Annotated in this window: 16 protein-coding genes and 1 tRNA gene; 10 read left to right on the forward strand and 7 right to left on the reverse strand. The window is 44.9% G+C overall.

Annotated elements, in window-relative coordinates; genetic code table 11:
* Positions 1-82: 82 nt before the first annotated feature.
* A complete protein-coding gene (locus tag NQ518_RS00575; protein WP_227961318.1) occupies positions 83-781 on the forward strand; it encodes a tRNA1(Val) (adenine(37)-N6)-methyltransferase in 699 nt (232 codons plus the stop codon).
* Between the two features lie 139 nt (positions 782-920).
* On the opposite strand, the gene NQ518_RS00580 is transcribed toward NQ518_RS00575, so the two are convergent.
* Positions 921-1,946 (reverse strand): diacylglycerol/lipid kinase family protein, encoded by a 1,026-nt coding sequence (locus tag NQ518_RS00580; protein ID WP_227961316.1) that lies wholly within the window; start codon positions 1,944-1,946, stop codon positions 921-923.
* Between the two features lie 223 nt (positions 1,947-2,169).
* Here NQ518_RS00580 and spt point away from each other — a divergent pair, with 223 nt between their 5' ends.
* Both spt and NQ518_RS00590 read left to right on the forward strand, forming a co-directional pair.
* The gene (spt, locus tag NQ518_RS00585) at positions 2,170-3,360 is read left to right on the forward strand and encodes a serine palmitoyltransferase (RefSeq protein ID WP_227204885.1); all 1,191 of its coding nucleotides are present in this window, start codon (positions 2,170-2,172) and stop codon (positions 3,358-3,360) included.
* A 272-nt stretch (positions 3,361-3,632) separates the two neighbouring features.
* Positions 3,633-3,706: transfer RNA gene (locus NQ518_RS00590), tRNA-Pro, on the forward strand.
* Between the two features lie 136 nt (positions 3,707-3,842).
* Here NQ518_RS00590 and mltG read toward each other — a convergent pair.
* Positions 3,843-4,889, reverse strand: coding sequence for an endolytic transglycosylase MltG (gene mltG, locus NQ518_RS00595; protein WP_227204886.1), 1,047 nt, complete (start codon positions 4,887-4,889; stop codon positions 3,843-3,845).
* A 609-nt stretch (positions 4,890-5,498) separates the two neighbouring features.
* On the opposite strand from mltG, the gene NQ518_RS00600 reads away from it, so the two are divergent.
* Positions 5,499-6,140, forward strand: coding sequence for an HAD family hydrolase (locus tag NQ518_RS00600; protein WP_227204887.1), 642 nt, complete (start codon positions 5,499-5,501; stop codon positions 6,138-6,140).
* Between the two features lie 17 nt (positions 6,141-6,157).
* On the opposite strand, the gene NQ518_RS00605 is transcribed toward NQ518_RS00600, so the two are convergent.
* Positions 6,158-7,495 carry a TolC family protein gene (locus tag NQ518_RS00605; protein ID WP_227204888.1) on the reverse strand — a complete coding sequence of 446 codons (1,338 nt, stop codon included), beginning with the start codon at positions 7,493-7,495 and terminating at the stop codon, positions 6,158-6,160.
* Positions 7,496-7,936: 441 nt separating this feature from the next.
* On the opposite strand from NQ518_RS00605, the gene NQ518_RS00610 reads away from it, so the two are divergent.
* Together NQ518_RS00610 and ettA are read left to right on the forward strand one after the other, a co-directional pair.
* The gene (locus NQ518_RS00610) at positions 7,937-8,542 is read left to right on the forward strand and encodes a riboflavin synthase (RefSeq protein WP_023057263.1); all 606 of its coding nucleotides are present in this window, start codon (positions 7,937-7,939) and stop codon (positions 8,540-8,542) included.
* Between the two features lie 82 nt (positions 8,543-8,624).
* Positions 8,625-10,322: an energy-dependent translational throttle protein EttA gene (gene ettA / locus NQ518_RS00615; protein WP_227961315.1), complete on the forward strand. Its 1,698-nt coding sequence runs from the start codon at positions 8,625-8,627 to the stop codon at positions 10,320-10,322.
* A gap of 87 nt (positions 10,323-10,409) precedes the next feature.
* Here the strand turns inward: ettA and NQ518_RS00620 are convergent, their stop codons facing one another.
* The 3 genes from NQ518_RS00620 to galE form a co-directional block, all read right to left on the reverse strand.
* On the reverse strand, positions 10,410-10,940 hold the full coding sequence (locus NQ518_RS00620) for a GNAT family N-acetyltransferase (RefSeq protein ID WP_227961313.1): 531 nt from the start codon (positions 10,938-10,940) through the stop codon (positions 10,410-10,412).
* 359 nt (positions 10,941-11,299) lie between these two features.
* Positions 11,300-11,860 carry a 30S ribosomal protein S16 gene (locus tag NQ518_RS00625; protein ID WP_227204891.1) on the reverse strand — a complete coding sequence of 187 codons (561 nt, stop codon included), beginning with the start codon at positions 11,858-11,860 and terminating at the stop codon, positions 11,300-11,302.
* A 240-nt stretch (positions 11,861-12,100) separates the two neighbouring features.
* Positions 12,101-13,138 carry a UDP-glucose 4-epimerase GalE gene (galE, locus tag NQ518_RS00630; protein ID WP_227961311.1) on the reverse strand — a complete coding sequence of 346 codons (1,038 nt, stop codon included), beginning with the start codon at positions 13,136-13,138 and terminating at the stop codon, positions 12,101-12,103.
* Between the two features lie 846 nt (positions 13,139-13,984).
* Here galE and NQ518_RS00635 point away from each other — a divergent pair.
* From NQ518_RS00635 to NQ518_RS00650, 4 genes are all read left to right on the forward strand, one after another.
* A complete protein-coding gene (locus NQ518_RS00635; RefSeq protein WP_004349545.1) occupies positions 13,985-14,254 on the forward strand; it encodes a co-chaperone GroES in 270 nt (89 codons plus the stop codon).
* A gap of 69 nt (positions 14,255-14,323) precedes the next feature.
* Complete coding sequence (gene groL, locus NQ518_RS00640; RefSeq protein WP_227961309.1) at positions 14,324-15,949, forward strand: chaperonin GroEL; 1,626 nt, start codon at positions 14,324-14,326, stop codon at positions 15,947-15,949.
* A 462-nt stretch (positions 15,950-16,411) separates the two neighbouring features.
* Positions 16,412-17,953, forward strand: a complete 1,542-nt coding sequence (locus tag NQ518_RS00645) for a RapZ C-terminal domain-containing protein (RefSeq protein WP_227961308.1) — start codon at positions 16,412-16,414, stop codon at positions 17,951-17,953.
* 86 nt (positions 17,954-18,039) lie between these two features.
* The gene (locus NQ518_RS00650; protein WP_227962464.1) at positions 18,040-18,768 is read left to right on the forward strand and encodes a sugar phosphate nucleotidyltransferase; all 729 of its coding nucleotides are present in this window, start codon (positions 18,040-18,042) and stop codon (positions 18,766-18,768) included.
* Positions 18,769-18,800: 32 nt separating this feature from the next.
* Here NQ518_RS00650 and ispE read toward each other — a convergent pair whose 3' ends face one another.
* Positions 18,801-19,640 carry a 4-(cytidine 5'-diphospho)-2-C-methyl-D-erythritol kinase gene (gene ispE, locus NQ518_RS00655; protein ID WP_227961307.1) on the reverse strand — a complete coding sequence of 280 codons (840 nt, stop codon included), beginning with the start codon at positions 19,638-19,640 and terminating at the stop codon, positions 18,801-18,803.
* Positions 19,641-19,665: the final 25 nt, after the last annotated feature.

The following is a 19,665-nucleotide window of genomic DNA, read 5'->3' on the forward strand; positions in this document are numbered from 1 at the left end:
GGTGGGAGGTTTTTAGATTTTTGACGGTGATTTCCAAACATGAGAACCTCTCATTTTCATCTTTTTTGTGTAAATTTGCAGCATGAGTAACGAGTGGTTTCAGTTCAAACAATTTACCATCCGACAAGACCAGTGCGCCATGAAAGTGGGCACGGATGGCGTGTTGCTGGGTGCCTGGGCCAAGGGAGGACAGCGCATTCTTGATGTCGGGACGGGCACCGGACTCATTGCTTTGATGATGGCGCAGCGGTATGCTGCTTGCTTTGTTGAGGCTTTGGAGATTGACCGTGACGCCTGTCGGCAGGCAAAAGTCAATGTAGAGGCATCCCCATTTGCCGATAGGGTGAGGGTTCGGGAGGTGGCTTTGCAGCAGTTTGAATCGGTAAAACAATTTGACAGCATCGTTTCTAATCCACCTTACTTCGTAGAAGGTCTTCGCAGTCCGGATGCGAAGCGTTCCATGGCTCGGCACAGTGACACGCTTCCCTATGAAGCATTGTGCCAATCAGCCTACCGATTGCTTGCCAATGAGGGCGAAATGAGTGTGGTGCTGCCAGTTGAATCGGTTGAGAAATTCAGTACTTCAGCCGTGATTGCGGGATTTTATCTTCGAAAAAAATATTTGATAAAGACGGTTGCCCGCAAATCGCCTAAACGCTGTTTGATGGCATGGGTGAAGCGTCGTCCCGAAATGTTGGATGAGCAGACGCTGACACTGTTTGACGATGCGGGAGAAATGTCAGAATGGTATGCGAAATTAATGAACAATTTTTATTTGTAAAGAACGACTGTGACAGAACGGAGGCGCATGCCATACTTTAGTCATTTGAAACAAAAACGGCATCAGCCTGCGGGTTGATGCCGTGTTGGTTGGATGGCGTTCATGAGCATGTGGCCATGGTAACGGCCGCATGTGGCCATCATAGGTTTAATTTCTTCTGCAACACTTTGCTTAAGGCCTGTATGTGGCGCGTCTGTTTGGAGATGTCTTCGCGTACCACGTTGATTTCGTTGAACAGCTCGGCAGCGGCACTCTGAATGGCGTTTGGCTGTCGTTGACTCTTGTCAGCATCGGGGTTGATGATGATTTTGATACCCTTTTCCACCAGTTCGATGTCAATGTCTCTGCCCGTCATCACTGGGTCGCCATCGTAATGGATTACCCCTGGCTTGCTACGGTGTATGTGGAGTTTCTTTGAGGTGAAAGTCTTAATCTTGGAATTCTTATCCAACGTTTTGTTGAACATGTCGATGCTGATTTGTGGAGCCTCGATAATATCGAAGGGTTCCATGATAATCACATCCATCAGTCCGTCGCTCATCGATGCCTGTGGCGCGATGAAGGCATTGTTGCCATATTGCGATGCGTTGGCACAAGAGATGAGAAAGGCTTTGTATTTGCTCACACCATTCTCGGTGGTGATTTCGTAAGTCTCAGGTTTGTATTTGAGGCCTTCTTCCAATACCTTCTGAACATAGGTGATGGGACCGCGCTTTCCGCACTCAGCAAACTTCTGACTGACATAGGCATCGAATCCCATGCCGCAGGTACAGAAGAACGGGTAGCCGTTGATGATGCCGTAGTCGAAGTCATGGATGACGCATTTGTTGATGATTTCGATGGACTTCTTCACACTCATGGGAATGAGCATGTGGCGCGCCAGTCCATTACCTGAACCGCAGGGGATGATGCCCAGTGCCGTGTCTGAATGCACAATGGCGCGCGCCACCTCATTGATAGTGCCATCACCACCCACAGCCACGACAATATCCACATGAGAATCTTTGGCTTCAGTAGCCAATTCGGAGGCATGACCGGCATGATTGGTCGTAATGATTTCGTACTCAAACTGCTCATGGTCGAGCTTTGCGTCAATCATTTTGGGTATGCCGTCCTTGTCACTGGTTCCCGATATGGGGTTCATGATGAATCTTATCTTCTTCATCTTGTGTATTGTCTGTTATTTTAACGCTGTTGTTCCGAAAGACTTTTTCATTCATGCGAACATGATTCGCAAATGTACGACAATTCCAGTGATATATCCATTTAAATCTGGTAAAAAACTTAAATTTGGCGTTTTTAGTTGAGAAAGGAACAATTTATGTTATTATTTTTATATCTTTGCAGCCTATATTATTCATTATGGGTGGGACACCTATTTAAATATAATGGGACAATTACAAGAAAGATACAAGAATTATCGAGATCCTCAGAAATACATGGATGCTGGCGTGTATCCTTATTTCAGGGAAATAACCAGTAAACAAGGAACGGAAGTAGAGATGGGCGGACATCGAGTGTTGATGTTTGGCTCTAACGCTTATACTGGATTGACGGGCGATGAACGTGTCATCCGTGCGGCCAAGGAGGCCTTGGATAAATATGGTTCGGGCTGTGCAGGAAGCCGATTCCTCAATGGTACGCTTGATCTGCATGTGCAATTGGAGAAAGAATTGGCCACCTTCGTGGGGAAAGATGAAACACTGTGTTTCCCTACGGGGTTCTCTGTTAATCAAGGTGTGTTGGCCATGGTGGTGGGTCGCAACGACTATATCATCTGTGATGACCGTGACCATGCCAGCATTGTGGATGGACGTCGCTTGTCGTTTGCCACCCAACTGCGCTATAAGCATAACGACATGGCCGACTTGGAACGGTTGTTGCAAAAGCTTCCTTACGATGCTGTAAAGCTGATTGTGGTGGATGGAGTGTTCTCTATGGAGGGAGATTTGGCCAATTTGCCCGCTATTGTTGAATTGAAACGCAAGTATAATTGTTCCATCATGGTTGATGAGGCGCACGGATTGGGAGTCTTTGGCCGTCAAGGACGTGGTGTTTGTGACCATTTTGGATTGACCCACGAGGTTGACCTCATCATGGGAACCTTCTCAAAGAGTTTGGCTTCTATCGGCGGCTTCATCGCATCGGACAGCGACACCGTCAACTATCTGCGCCATACCTGTCGCACCTATATATTTAGTGCATCCGATACGCCTGCCGCAACAGCTGCCGCACGCGAAGCCCTGCGTATCATTCAGGCTGAACCAGAGCGGATAGAGCATCTTTGGCAAGTCACTCGCTATGCCTTGAAACGCTTTAAGGAAGAAGGTTTTGAGATTGGTGAAACGGAGAGTCCGATTATTCCTCTGTATGTGAGAGATATTGATAAGACCTTTATGGTGACCAAGTTGGCTTTTGACAACGGTGTGTTCATCAACCCTGTGATACCTCCAGCCTGTGCACCGCAAGACACATTGGTTCGTTTTGCACTGATGGCTACACATACTGAAGAACAAGTAGAGCGGGGTGTTCAGGCGTTGAAAAAAGTGTTTGTGGACCAAGGTATCATCAAGAAGTAGCACTTTTGCACCAAAATAATAACAGGGAAAGTAGATCATGCTTTCCCTGTTTTGGTTTACAGAGATTGATTGTAGCGTGCATGAGCCGTGTTAATAAACAATGTGTCGGGAACGTTCATTCTCAGAATTGTCACATTAATGACGCTAACAAGCGCAAAATTCCTTATGATTCATGCGTTCGTGAGCACTTTATGAAATAATTGTTTAAAAAATTTTGGGAATATAAAAATATATCTTACCTTTGCACTCGCAATTCAACAATGAACTGCAAGCGGGGTGTAGCGCAGCCCGGTAGCGCTCCTGTTTTGGGAACAGGCGGTCGCAGGTTCGAATCCTGTCGCCCCGACAACGATATAAAATACAATGTATTGGTCATCAATACATTGTATTTTCATTTATAGACGATTCTTTTATCCAAAAAGATTGGGAAATGAATGCTCAATTTAGCTCCACAGCATGTTTGAACATACAACGGATAGTTGTTATTGAATGCCTCGTTTGTTCAATGCTGCGGTGTATTTGGCTGCGTTGACTTTGTGTTCAGCGTATGTCTGTGCAAAGTTGTGTGTTCCGCTGAAGTCTTCTTTGGCACACATGTACAGGTAGTCGTGATGCGTCATGTTGAGCACAGACTCTATGCCAGCAATTGAGGCGATGCGGATGGGGCCTGGTGGCAATCCTGTGTTCACGTATGTGTTGTAGGGACTTTTGATGGTTAACAGCTTATTGTATATGCGCCTCAAACCAAAGTCTTTCCACGCAAATTTGATGGTAGGGTCAGCTTGCAGTGGCATTCCGTTGGGATATTCGGCATTGCGCAACATCAGTCGGTTATAGTACATGCCAGCAATCATGGGCTTCTCTCCATTGTTAGCCGTTTCCTCATCAACGATGCTGGCCAAGGTAATCACTTCGTTTGGAGATAGTTTCAGTCGCTGTGCTTTTGCCTTTCTATCGGCGTTCCAGAAGTTGTTGCTCTCTTTTTTCATCCGATCCAACAGCTTGTTCATGTTTACATTCCAGTAAATATCGTAGGTGTTTGGAATGAACATGCACGCAATGGTGGTGGTGTCGTAGCCGTATTTTTGGCATACGGTGTCGTTTTTCAAGGCGTTGGCCAACGTTGTACTGTCAAGCATCAGATGTTTTGCCAGTTCGGCCGACAAGCGCTCAATGGTCCTGACCGTAGGAATGGTAAGATTAACAGGCTCTTGCATGCCATTTTTCAGGTGCCTCAAAACCGTGAAAGCCCCTTCTCCCGACTTGATGGCATACCTACCTGTGCGAACGTTATCGGCATACTTGGTGTGCCTCATCAACGTGGTAAAACCATGAAGACTATGTTGACGGGCTATGGGAGATAGCTTGGCCACTACCGAGTCGACATTATCATCCGTGTCTATGTAGATATAGCTGGTGGTTTCTGAGGTCGAAAAAGCGCTGAAGAAATAGTAAAAGGTCAATCCGCATACCAGAAGAACGCAGATGGCCGCAGCAAGTAGATAGTAGTTTTTATGCTGTTTGTCCATGTTTTCAATTGCAAATGTGATTTGAATGCAAAGTTAGTTGAAGTTAGAGACAAGGCAAAATAATTGCGCATATATTTTGGTTTCTCATTCATGAACCCTGACTGCCAAACACAACCGTTTACACCACGTCTGGCAATAGCATTGAGTTTGGGCTCCAAAGTCATTGAGTTTGACCACCAAAGTCATTGAGTTTAACCTCCAAAGTCATGTGAATTGATTTGTGAACTTTTTAATTTGAGATTGCCGTTTGGTTGCTTGCTTTCGTATTCTGCTGATATCTTGTAAGTTAGCATAATTCCTCCTGCGCAATAACGAGTAGTTTATCGTCATATTTTCAATGAAATAATAAGGTTGAAAGATGTTGAACAAAAGAATATGACACAGTTTGCTTCACCCCTTACAATCGTCTGTTGAAGCCAGGACAGGAGCCATGAAAAACGTTCATTTGTTTGTCAATGCAACAAACAAATGCTACCTTTGTAGACAGAATCAGGGTTGACACAGATAATATATGCCCGATCGTTGATGAACGGATGGCTTTTCCTTCAGAAAGAAGAGGAAACTTCAATGGGAGTCAACCAACAGAACAAATTAAACACTCATAGGTTCATGAAAGAATACAGTACATATATTTTTGATTTAGATGGTACCTTGCTTGATTCACTTCAAGACTTATACATTAGTTGCAATGCGGCTTTGAAGATGCATGGCATGCCTGAACGAACCATTGGCGAGGTGCGAAAGTTTGTGGGTAATGGTGTGAAAAAACTCATGGAGCGCGCCATTCCCAACGGATTAGACAATCCCGATTTTGAGGTTACATACGCTGATTTTCGTCAACACTATTTGGTTCATAATCTTGACAATACCAAACCCTACCCAGGGATACTCGAGCTTTTAGCCAATTTGCACGCCCATGGTAAGAAGTTGGCTGTGGTCAGCAACAAGTTCTACGATGCCACGCAAGACCTTTGTCGACACTTTTTTAGCGACTATGTCACGGTAGCGATTGGTGAACGAGAAAACATCAAGAAAAAGCCGGCACCTGACACGGTGTTAGAAGCCTTGCGTCAGTTGGACGATGATGGCCGAGATGCAGTTTATATTGGTGACAGTGATGTAGACATAGCCACGGCACGCAATAGCAACATGCCTTGCATCAGTGTGTTATGGGGATTTAGAGATAAAGAATTTTTGTTGGAACATGGGGCTACCACCTTTGTTTCGTCACCAAAAGAGTTGATGCTTTAGGTCGCGGCAAGCACCCCTTATTCCATCAACCCCGTTTGGTAGAATTTCAATAAGCCAATATTTAATATCGCAAGGTACTTGGCTTGCAGTTCGTTTTGTTCTGCTGTCATGAGCTTGTTTTTGCCGTCTGTGAGTTCAACGATGTTGATGAGCTGCTCGTCAAACTTGGCTTTAAGCAGTCTGAAACTTTCCTCTGCGCTCTGTGTACTCACCTTGGCGGCCTTGAATCGGTTCTGGTTGTTAACGGCTTGCAGCCAATAGTCTTCGATGTTCGAGTACAACGTGGTTTGTTTGTCTTTCAAGTCGAGCATGTAGTTTTGCTTTTGCAACATGGCTTTGTTTACGGCTGTCTTTGCCTGTCTGTTGTCAAACAGCGGAATGCTCAATGAGATGCCAGCACCGATGTCAAAGTTGTTTTTCAGTTGGTTTCCCCATTGATAGTCGCTCATCGAAGTGGTGCTGGTGCCAACACCAGCGTTGATTCCGATGACGGGCAGTTTGCTGGCCTTCGCAATCTTCACACTCAGATTGCTGCTCTCGATGCCCAGCTGTGCATTTTGTATTTCAGGACGATAGTTCAACGCTGCCGAATAGACCGTTTTCACAGTGGGAATCGGTTGAAGGGCCATGGCATCGGTTGTGTGCGGTACGTCTATTTCAAACGTTTCTTCATCAACCAGTTGCAGAAGCTGCTTCAGCTGTCGCTTGTAGTTGCGCAAGTTGCTCTCAGCTTCAACCACATTATATTCGTCTTGAGCACGTTGGGCGGTAAGCTGCGCCATGTCGGCACGACTCATTTTCTGCACTTTCATAAATTCTTCGCCACGCTTTTCGTTTTGCACACTCGAGGCCAACATAGATTTGTTCACTGCGATGGCCTCGCTGGAATATAGTATTTGTACATACAGCTGTGCGATTTGCTCAATCAGTTGGTTGGCTATGGTCGCCGAGTCGAGTGCTGCTTGTTTTTCCGTCAGCTTGTTCAGTTTCACCGTGTTGGTGTTTCTACCACCGTTCCATACCGTCCAACTACCGTTCACACTGTAAGTTCCGTTGTAATACACCTTGTCAATTGAAGTCTGCACATAGCCTTCAGCGGCGATACCCGTTTGTGGCCATGGCCGATAAGTCACATTTTGAGAGGTGGCAGCGTTCAGCGATGGTAGCAGCGCAGCCTGGCTCTGCTTGGTGTCTTCAATGGCACTGAGATGTTTGAGCGAGGTCTTTTTCAACGAGATGTTGTTGGATAGGGCGTAATGGATGCAGTCTTTCAGTGACCACTTTCGCGCCTCAATAGGCGTTGACAATGACAAGAAGATGATTGCCAGAAGACAAGTTGTACAAATATTTTTCATACCGTGTTCGTTATGTTTTATCAGATTGCGCGGGAAGATGGGGTATTTATCCCCACATTCCATTGTTGTCTGTTAGACGACAAAAGTAATGAAAAAGTTTAGCAATTCTGTGATTTCATGTAAAATCAAACAGAAAACAGGGTGCAAAATTTGCTTGTTTCGAGCGAAAAATGTATCTTTGCAATAACAAACATGATACAACATGGGGGTTGTGTCGGTTTGATCGGGATACTCATCAATAAAAAAATGAAACCGAGAAGACTTCTCTTGCTAATGGCGGGCCACATAAATCCTTAGGGACTAAGCTGTAAAGCCGGTGGATTACAAAGGCGGAGAGCTCTCAAATCTTATCAAGTACGGAGTTTCATCACATCATCGAGCAACCCCTTTTTATGATACAAAGGCAGGTGCATTCCTGCCTTTTTAATTACACTTTAGCTTATGTTTTCCGGAATCGTAGAAGAAATGGCCACACTGGTTGCCATCGATCGAGATCAAGACAATATTGATTTCACCTTTAAATGCTCGTTTGTAGATCATCTCAAGATAGACCAAAGCATCAGTCACAATGGTGTTTGCCTGACGGTAGTTCGTTTGACTGACGACACCTACACGGTTACAGCCATGAGGGAAACCCTCATCAGAAGCAACCTGGGGCTGTTGAAAGTGGGCGACAGGGTGAATGTAGAGCGGTCGATGTTGATGAATGGCCGTTTGGATGGACACATCGTGCAAGGTCATGTCGACGGAACGGCGACGTGTGTGAACATGGAAGATGCCGATGGGTCAACCTATTTCACCTTTGAATACCCATTTGATAAGACGATGGCCAAGCGTGGTTACATGACCGTAGACAAGGGCAGCGTCACCGTGAACGGCGTTTCGCTGACCGTATGTGAGCCTACGGACAATAGTTTTAAGGTGGCCATCATTCCCTATACCCGAGAGAATACCAATTTCTGTGACATCAAGATTGGGTCTGTTGTTAACATCGAGTTCGACATCTTGGGCAAGTACATGGCGCGCCTCCTTCACTTCGACGCGTGAACATGGGGCTTTCCATCTATGATGAGCAACAGAAAAGCGTTCAGCTTTTATCGCATATTTCATTCAATACATATTTTATATAATGGCAACAGTAGACGACAAGAAAGTTATCTTCTCTATGGTGGGTGTCTCAAAGATTATCCCACAAAACCAAAAACAAGTACTCAAGGACATTTACCTGTCATTCTTTTATGGTGCTAAGATAGGCATCATAGGTCTGAATGGTGCGGGTAAGTCAACACTGATGAAGATTATTGCCGGGCTGGAACAACCCACACAAGGCGATGTGGTGTGGAGTCCTGGCTACTCTGTTGGTTATCTTCCGCAGGATCCTCCCCTCGATGCAGATAAAACAGTGAAGCAAAATGTGCAAGAGGGCGTGCAGCATGTGTATGACGCACTGAAAGAATACGATGAAATCAATGTCAAATTTGGCATGGAAGAGTATTATAGTGATCCTGACAAGATGGAGAAGCTGATGCAACGGCAGGCTGAAATACAAGATATCATCGATGCCACGGACGCATGGAACATGGATTCTAAACTGGATAGGGCCATGGCAGCCTTGCGTTGTCCTGCGGGTGACCTGCCTGTGACCAACCTTTCTGGTGGCGAACGTCGTAGGGTAGCACTGTGTAAGTTGTTGCTGCAAAAGCCTGATGTCTTGTTGCTGGACGAGCCAACCAACCATCTTGACGCCGAAAGCATCGACTGGTTGGAGCAGCATTTGCAACAATATGAGGGTACGGTGATTGCAGTTACGCACGACAGATACTTCCTGGACGATGTCAGTGAGTGGATTCTTGAGCTGGATAGGGGAGAAGGTATTCCATGGAAAGGCAACTATTCCTCGTGGTTGGAGCAAAAGACCAAGCGCATGGATCAAGAAGAAAAGACGGCATCGAAGCGACGTAAGACGCTTGAACGTGAGCTTGAATGGGTTCGCATGGCTCCAAAAGCTCGCCAAGCTAAAGGTAAAGCTCGTTTGAATTCCTATGAACAGATGTTGAATGAGGAACAGAAGACCAGGGAAGAGAAACTGGAAATCTTCATTCCTAACGGCCCACGATTGGGTAACAAGGTGATTGAGGCGCAGCATGTGAAGAAGGCTTTTGGCGAAAAAGTGTTGTTCAACGATCTCAACTTCATGCTGCCGCCGAATGGTATCGTAGGTGTTATCGGTCCCAATGGTGCGGGTAAGACCACGCTTTTCCGCCTGATTATGGGATTGGAACAGCCTGATGCTGGTACGTTTGAGGTGGGTGAAACCGTGAAAATGGTTTACGTTGACCAACAACACAAGGACATTGATCCCAATAAGACGGTCTACGAAGTGGTTTCGCAGGGCAATGAAACCCTCCGAATGGGTGGCCGTGACGTTAACGCTCGTGCCTACTTGTCGCGTTTCAACTTCTCCGGAACCGACCAAAACAAAATGTGTTCAGTGCTTTCGGGTGGTGAACGCAACCGTCTGCAACTGGCTTTGGCGCTGAAACAAGAAGGAAACGTGCTATTGCTGGATGAGCCTACCAATGACATTGACGTAAATACGCTCCGTGCTTTGGAAGAAGGTTTGGAGTCGTTTGCAGGCTGTGCGGTAGTCATCAGTCATGACCGATGGTTCTTAGACCGTATCTGTACGCACATTTTGTCATTCGAAGGCAATGGTGAAGTGTTCTACTTTGAAGGAACTTATTCTGAATATGAAATCAACAAGGCCCGTCGATTGGGGGATGAGGAAATTAAAAAAGGCCGATACAGAAAGCTGATGGAAGACTAAACCCTCTATCCATACAACAAGCCACGATAGCATCTTGCATGAGATGTTACCGTGGCTTCTTCTTTTAGTACTTTTCTTCGGGTGTGCTTAATCGTCGGTTAGCTGAAGTAAGTCCCAGAATTGGTTGACGATATTGTCATACTCCTCCGACGTTACACGTCCACCACTTGACATGATGATGTAGGTTATTCCAGGCCATGTTTTACGCAATCCGTAGTCAACGAATCCCATTCGCTTATAAAACTCGTATCGTTTCTTACGCTGCTGGCTGTTGTCAGCGGGCTGTTCAACGTCTTCAATGTCAATCATCAGTCGCTCATCTTTATACTTTTCTAATAAACGTTGGATAATTTTCGTACCGATTCCTTTGCCTCGCTCACTGGGCATGACCGCGAAATAAAACAGCCAACTCAAATCATCATGATGATAAGTATAGGTCAGTCCTTTAAATTGGCCGTTTTCATCGTAAAATCCGAGGAATTTGATATCTGCTCTTTCTTGTAACAATAGCAATGCGTCGAACGGCAATCGCTCTACTTTCGGAAATGCCTCGACGTACAACTGCTTGACAAGCTCGATGTCCTTTGAATTTTTGTCTAACTCTTTGATTTCCATCATACAATGTACAAAGATACAAAATATTTGCAACAATAGCAATGACAGATCCTACTAATTGGGGGCTTTGCATGATTTTTGGCGCCGAAAAACAAGGGTAGGGCTTCAAATACTCTTTTTACTGTACCGAAAAAGTGCCATCCGCTCCTCGTGTATTTCGTGCATCCAATGATACTGTAAGTAGGACATACGCTGTAAAACGACAATGAGTTCGGCGAAACACCGAACTCATTATCATTTCACAGACTTGTATCGTGTGAGGAAAGTCAAAACCAGCGTCAGCTGTAAAGCGTGATTCGTCTTGCGTTTTTGTATCGCTGGAATCAACTGTCAGCCTCACCTGTCTGCGTAAAATTGCTGTCTTATTCTGCAGCAGCAGGAGCCTCTTCTGTAGTAGCCTCTGCCTCTTCTGTAGTAGCTTCAGCCTCTTCTTCGGCAGCAGCTTTTGCTTCTTCAGCCTGTGCAGCAGCCTTCTTCTCAGCTACCTTCTTAGCGATTTCTGCATTAATCTTCTTTTCTGCTTCAAGTTCTTTTGCTGCTGCATCCTTCTTAGTCTGAGCTTCAATCTCAGCCCTTGTTTGCAATCCTTTGTCCTTGTCTTGTTTCCAAGCGTCGAATTTGCTTTGCATAGCAGCCTCGTCGAATGCTCCCTTCTTTACACCGCCACGCAGGTGCTTCATGAGATACACACCCTCGCGCTTGAGAATGTTACGAGCTGTGTCTGTGGGTTGTGCGCCAACCTCAAGCCAGTAAAGAGCTCTGTCAAAATTCAAATCTACAGCTGCTGGATTCGTATTGGGATTATACGTTCCAATCTTTTCAATAAATTTACCATCTCGTGGTGCTCTTGAGTCAGCGATTACGATGCTATAGAAAGCATAGCCTTTGCGTCCGCCGCGCTGCAATCTAATCTTTGTTGCCATTTTTTTGTTTTATTATTTTTAGGTTTGAATTGATGCCGTCAACTCGTGACAGCGGGTGCAAATTTACGATAAAAAGCTTATCTGTCGAAATATCAACTCCTTGAAAGGTGTTTTGTTAAACAATATTAACAAAATTATACATAACCAGCCAGTCATCATGCTGCATACATGGGATAACTGGCTGATAGATTACACGGCTGGATGTTGCCTCGTACCTTCTCCGGAAGGGTTGATAAGGGCTTACATCACCCCGTCTTCACGCAATTTTTCTTGCCATTTCCAGGCTGATGCCAGCACGTCTTCAATGGGTGTGTCGGCCTTCCAACCCAACACTTGGTTGGCTTTGTCCACGTTGCCCCATACTTTTTCGATGTCGCCTTCACGCCGTGGGCCGAACTTCCAATTGAGTTTTACCCCCGTTGCTTTCTCAAATCCCTCAACGATTTCAAGCGTTGATTCGCCTCTTCCCGTGCCGATGTTGAAAATTTCTATGCGATCGGCGTCTTCTTCCAACACCCTTCTCATGGCAGCGACGTGCGCCTTGGCCAGGTCTACCACATAGATATAATCGCGAATGCACGTTCCGTCGGGTGTGTCATAATCGTTTCCGAAGATGGTCAGCTGCTTGCGAATGCCCATGGCCGTTTGCGTTACGTATGGAATCAAATTGTTTGGCACGCCGTTGGGCAACTCGCCAATCAGGGCAGATGGATGCGCTCCAATGGGGTTGAAGTATCTCAAGATGATGCTCTTGATAGCTGCGCCACTGTGAATATAGTCTTGTATGATTTCTTCGTTAATCTGTTTGGTGTTACCGTAGGGCGAAAGTGCCTTTTGAATGGGTGCTTCCTCCGTCACAGGGAGGTTCTCCTTGGTGGGCTGACCGTACACGGTACAACTGCTTGAGAAGATGATTCCCTTGACGTGATACTTGGGCATCAGCTCCAGCAAGTTGATCAAAGAGGTGATGTTGTTTCTGTAATACATCAAGGGTTTCTCCACACTCTCACCAACGGCCTTGGAGGCAGCGAAGTGGATGATGCCGGCAATGTTGTCATATTTTTTGAAAACAGCTTCCGTTTCTTCTTCATTGCACAGGTCTATCTTCTCAAAGCAGGGGCGTGTTCCTGTAATTTTTTCGATGCCATCAAGGACTTCAATCTTTGAGTTGGAAAGATTATCTACAATAACAACGTTGTAGCCCGCCTGTTGTAGTTCAACCGTTGTGTGTGAACCGATAAAGCCAGTTCCGCCAGTGACAAGAATCGTCTGTTTCATCTCTATGCTAAATTTGAGTCGTTTATAAATATGTGTCTTGCAAAGGTAGAAAAAAATCCCGAAACATAGGCTGGATGTACTAAAAAATCGAAAGAGAATATCTGTTGTCAAAATGAAAATCACGCTGATACCTGCGAATGATTTTTCTTGACACCCAACCTCTTCATGCTTGGCTTATTTGTCAACGACCTTACACCTCGTCGCAAATACGCCAAATATGAGCGGGTTTTGAATGTGGTTGATGGACAGAATGTTACAGTTTTGGAGGCTGGTTTTTTCCCCATTTTACACGGTTTTTTAAGTCAAAAGCAATGCTCTAAAGGTGTTATTTGCATGCTTTTGTGCAGATAAGTAATGTGAATTGGCCGCTAAAGTGATGCATCTTGAGAGGTAAACACATTGACTTTGCGCCAAAATGCCATTTTTCTTGCACGATGAACTCCTGTATGCATCCTCCAAGCCTATTGATTTTTTCTAGATTGAAGATTTACAAGTGCCGTTTTAATGGCGAAATTTGATAAAAAATATCAACAATAGGTGCGACCTTCATGCTTTATCGTTCACTTAATTTTATTCCACCTAAATTGGGCATGAACATTTCTTTATATATATATGTCATCAATACTGGAAGAGTTAACGCATCTACTGACAAAGTTGGCAAATAACAGATTTGACAGGCAGCAGACTGACAAAAGTGGCAGACAGCAGACTGACAAAAATGACATGCGGCTGAGTTGGCACGTTTTTCGCATGGAAAGGGTGAGTCTTGTAGTTTGATGTTCTGAAGATATTGATCATCTCTCAAGATACATGAATAGAATATAGAAGAACTTAAAAATTATTATTATGAAAGTTAAACCATTAGCAGACAGAGTGTTGGTTGCTCCAGCACCAGCAGAAGAGAAAGTAGGTGGAATCATTATTCCCGACACCGCAAAAGAAAAACCATTGCATGGTAAGGTGGTAGCCGTGGGTAACGGTACGAAAGACGAAGAGATGGTTCTCAAGGAAGGAGATGAGGTGCTATACGGAAAATATAGTGGCACGGAATTAGAATTTGACGGTGACACCTATTTGATTATGCGTCAGAGTGATGTTCTTGCTGTGGTCAAGTAAATTTCGCACAGGTGCATTTTTTATGATTAACATACTATAGAACCAATATAAATACAGAATATAAAAATTATGGCAAAAGATATTAAATTCGATGTTGAAGCAAGAGACTTGCTCAAGCAGGGCGTTGACAAGTTGGCGAATGCAGTAAAAATTACACTGGGGCCTAAGGGTCGCAACGTTGTGATTGAGAAGAAGTTCGGTGCTCCGCAAATTACCAAGGACGGAGTGACCGTAGCAAAAGAAATAGAGCTGGAGGATGCATTTGAAAACACTGGTGCACAGCTTGTGAAGAGCGTTGCATCTAAGACGGGTGACGATGCTGGTGACGGAACCACAACGGCAACCATCTTGACACAGGCCATTGTGTCTGAAGGTTTGAAGAATGTGACCGCTGGCGCCAACCCCATGGATTTGAAGCGTGGTATTGACAAGGCTGTTAGTGCAGTGGTTGAATATATCAAGGCACATGCAGAACAAGTTGGTGACAATTACGACAAGATAGAACAAGTGGCTACCGTATCTGCTAACAACGACGCAGAGATTGGTAAACTCTTGGCCGACGCTATGCGCAAGGTGAGCAAGAACGGTGTAATCACCATCGAGGAGAGTAAGAGCCGCGATACCAACATCGGCGTGGTAGAGGGTATGCAGTTTGACCGCGGATATCTGTCAAGTTACTTCGTGACTGACACGGACAAGATGGAGAGTGTGATGGAAAATCCATACATCTTGATTTACGAAAAGAAGATATCCAACATTAAAGAATTCTTGCCTATCTTGCAGAATGCAGCCGAAAGTGGCCGCCCATTGTTGGTCATCGCAGAGGATGTAGATTCTGAGGCATTGACAACGTTGGTAGTGAACCGCCTTCGTGCCGGCTTGAAGATATGCGCTGTTAAGGCTCCTGGCTTTGGCGATCGCCGTAAGGCCATGCTGGAAGACATCGCCATCTTGACAGGTGGTGTGGTTATCAGCGAGGAAAAGGGCTTGAAACTCGAGCAGGCTACCCTCGAAATGTTGGGTTCTGCTGAGAAAGTTACGGTCAACAAGGACTACACAACCGTTGTTAACGGTGGTGGACAGAGCGAGAATATCCAGGCTCGTATCAATCAAATCAAGGCCGAGATTGAAAATACCACAAGCTCATACGATAAGGAGAAGTTGCAAGAGCGCTTGGCTAAACTCTCTGGTGGCGTAGCCGTTCTTTATGTAGGTGCTAACAGCGAGGTTGAAATGAAGGAGAAGAAAGATCGCGTTGACGATGCTCTGTGTGCAACCCGCGCAGCCATTGAAGAAGGTGTTGTGGCCGGTGGCGGCATCACTTACATCCGTGCGCTCGACGCATTGAAGGGTGTGAAGGGTGTGAATACTGACGAACAGACTGGTATCAACATAGTAGAACGCGCTATTGAAGAGCCACTTCGACAGATTGTAACCAACGCTGGTGGCGAAGGTGCTGTTGTTGTTGACAAGGTACGTCAGGGCAAAGATGACTATGGGTACAATGCTCGTACCGATTCTTACGAGGACTTACGCAAAGAGGGTATCGTAGATCCGGCGAAAGTTGCTCGTGTTGCACTGGAGAATGCCGCATCTATTGCAGGCATGTTCTTAACTACTGAATGTCTTATTGTTGACAAGCCAGAGGAAAAACCAGCTATGCCGGCAGCGCCAGGAATGGGTGGCATGATGTAAATATCAATTTGATTAAAATAAACGAGAGGGTGTGTCTATTTGTAGGCACACCCTCTTATTTTATGCATATTGTATAAAAAATGCGTTTTTTTATATCAAAAAATTTTGAAATCAAAACCAAAACATATATCTTTGCAACCTAAATACGAAAATATTGATTAAAGTGTTAAGTAGATAAGATATTTTTGATTTGTTTTAGTAGATTAGTTTTTAAGTAGTTTGTTTTTTTAAATCGGATGTCGGGATGACATCCGATTCTTTTTTTAGGTAGACCTTTCCACATCCCTTTGGCTGTTCTTGGGAGAGGATATATTTTTCTTTTCCTGCCCGTTCATCCGTTTTTTCACTAAAAAATGCTTAATTTTGTCTTGTCATTCTGTCTATATCACCTTTCATCAACGAGCGTGTTACGGTTCAATGTGCTGTAAACCCGTGGTGCAAAGGGGAGAAGAATTGAAATATATGGAGAAACTTATAGAACTTTATGCACAATGGGCGGGTGAGAAACCTTCCACTATAGAGAAGTTGGAAGGGGCTGGCAGCAATCGTGTTTATTATCGTTTCGGCAACAAATCAGGCCAATCGGTGATCGCAGTGATAGGTACCAGTCGTGATGAAAATCATGCGTTCATTTATCTCACGGAGCATTTTACGGTCAAACAGCTTCCGGTTCCTCAGATTTTGGCTGTTAGTGACGATGAACTGAGGTATCTTCAGACCGATTTGGGACATACTTCGTTGTTTGATATGCTGAAAAGTGCCCGTGATGCTGGCGGCAGATACACGCAAAAAGAAAAGCAGCTGTTGACCAAAACGCTTCAAGCATTACCCGAAATGCAAGTTAGGGGAGCCGTTGGACTCGACTTTCAGCAATGTTATCCACAACCCGAATTCAATGTAGAAAGCGTGTTGTTTGACCTGAACTACTTCAAGTATTGCTTTCTGAAAGCGACAGGAATCGATTTCCACGAGCTGATGTTAGAGGCCAACTTTCGTATGTTTGCCAAGGATTTGACGGCAGAACCAGCGGAATGTTTCCTGTATCGAGATTTTCAAGCACGCAATGTGATGCTTGACAACGATGGTAATCCCTATTTTATTGACTACCAAGGAGGCAGAAAAGGGCCATACTATTATGACTTAGCGTCTTTCCTATGGCAGGCATCAGCTAAATATCCTTTTAAATTACGTCGTGATTTGGTGTCCGCTTATTATGAGTCTTTGAAACAATATACGGAAGTTCCGTCGAGTAGACACTTCGTAGAGCGATTGAATCTCTTTGTGTTGTTTCGCACGTTACAGGTCTTGGGCGCATACGGCTTTCGTGGATATTTCGAACGGAAGAAACATTTTATTCAATCTATTCCAGCAGCCATGCAGAATCTTCGTGAGCTTATTAAGCTTGGCGAGCATGTTTTTCCCTATCCATACATGATGGGCATCCTCAAAGAGATGACGGAGTTGCCTCAATTTGCCAACAAAGAGGAGAGAAAAGTGAAGAGAACTGATGGCTTCAAGATTACGGATAACAATATATTTAAGGCCAATCCGGTGGATGGACCCGCCACTTTTTCGAAATATGATGATAGAGGTGAGCTGATTGTTCGTGTGAACAGTTTTTCTTATCACAAAGGTATTCCCGAAGATCCCACAGGAAATGGGGGCGGATATGTGTTTGATTGTCGGTCAACTCACAACCCCGGACGATACGAACCTTATAAGAATTTGACGGGTTTGGATGAGCCTGTGATTCGTTTCTTGGAAGATGATGGCGAGATACTCGTCTTCCTTGATAATGTTTACCAACTGGCCGATCGTCACGTGGCACGATACATTGAGCGGGGATTTACCAGTTTGATATTCTCATTTGGCTGCACAGGCGGACAGCACCGCAGCGTATATTGCGCGCAACATTTGGCAGAACACATTCATGATAAGTTCGGAATAGAGGTTAGAATCAACCACCGTGAACAGAAAATAGAGAAAACGTTGGAGGCAAAGTAGCTTTTTTTAGGACGACAAGTTAAATACCTGCTGGTTTTGACAGCGTTGAGTGAGAGAGATAAGTAATGATGAATGAAGATAAAGATATGATGCAAGCAATGATTTTAGCAGCTGGATTGGGAACCCGACTCAAACCGCTGACCGACCATGTGCCAAAGGCTTTGGTGGAAGTTGGGGGAGAACCTTTGCTCAAACAGGTGATATTCAAGTTAAAAGATGCGGGTTTTAGTCGTATTATTGTCAATGTGCATCATTTCTCAGAGCAAATTATTCAATACTTAGAGACAAATCATTATTTTGGTTTAGATATCCTTATCAGCGACGAAACCACCCAGTTGCTCGATACGGGAGGTGGTATTAAGGCTGCAAAGCGCTTGTTTGGGGACACCAGAATATTGATTCATAACGTTGATATACTAAGCAATATCAACCTTCAACGCTTTTATTTCGCGCATAAGGAGGCAGCGGCAACCTTGCTGGTCAGCGAGCGTAACACCAATCGTTACTTGCTTTTTGACGACGATATGCGCTTGGTTGGTTGGACGAACGTGAACACTGGCGAGTTTCGTTCGCCCTATCCAAACTTGAATGTGGCACAGTACAAGAAGCTTGCCTTCGCTGGTATTCACACCTTTTCACCACAGTTGTTTCCATGGATGGATGCTTTTCCTGACCGTTTTGGCGTGATTGATTTCTATTTAAGCGTGTGCAATCAGGTTCCCATCATTGGACATGTAGAGTCAAACCTCAGGTTGATGGATGTTGGCAAGCAAGAAACGCTGCATACAGCTGAACAGTTTATGCATCAATTGTGAGCAGACGTTTCACTCCAGTCAACTCTCATTACCTATAATGGAAGTACAGCTGTAAAACAATCGCCGAACAACTGGCTAATTCCTTGTGGTTCTTTTTTGAAAATACCATAGATGGTACTGCCGCTTCCACTCATGGCTGCATACACAGCTCCTTGCTGGTAGAGCTGCTCTTTGATGTGCTTCAACTTCGGATACAACTTGAATACGGGTATTTCAAAGTCATTCATCAGTTCGTTTTTCCACGTTTCTATGGGCTGACTGATGATGTCACGACAGCATTTGGCAGGTTGTTTCACCTCAATTTTGGCATAAGCATCTTTGGTTGAAACGGCTATATCGGGCTTAATCAGTGCGAGATAACACCCATTAAGATTTCTTTTTGGTAACTCAGTCGGCACGAGTTGGGCACCTATTCCCGTTGCAAACGAAGGCTTAGCGGTGATGAAGAAGGCGCAATCGGCACCCAATTGGGCCGCATATTGCTCCATGTCAGCGGTGGTAAGATTGAGTTTGAATTGCTCATTGAGCAGCCTGATCATGAAAGCAGCATCACTCGAGCCGCCTCCTAAGCCCGCTTGTGAGGGGATTTCCTTATAAAGATGAGCGTGAATACGCGGTAGTGGGAAGTCTTTTGCCAGCAAATGGTAAGCCTGGATGACGAGATTGTTATCTTCGTGAACATCGACTGCCCTTCCTGTTATCTTCAAATCGCACGGATTATCGGACGGAAACTGTTCGTCCATGCGTGTTATTTCAAGCGTGTCGTGCAACGGAATGGGGAAGAACACGGTTTCTATGTCGTGGTAACCATCTGGCCGAACGCCTACTACGTTAAGGCCTAAATTGATTTTGGCACATGGAAATGTAATCATGTAGCAATGGGTTGATATACAAAAT

This window comes from Hoylesella buccalis ATCC 35310 (assembly GCF_025151385.1).
Taxonomy (GTDB): Bacteria; Bacteroidota; Bacteroidia; order Bacteroidales; family Bacteroidaceae; genus Prevotella; species Prevotella buccalis.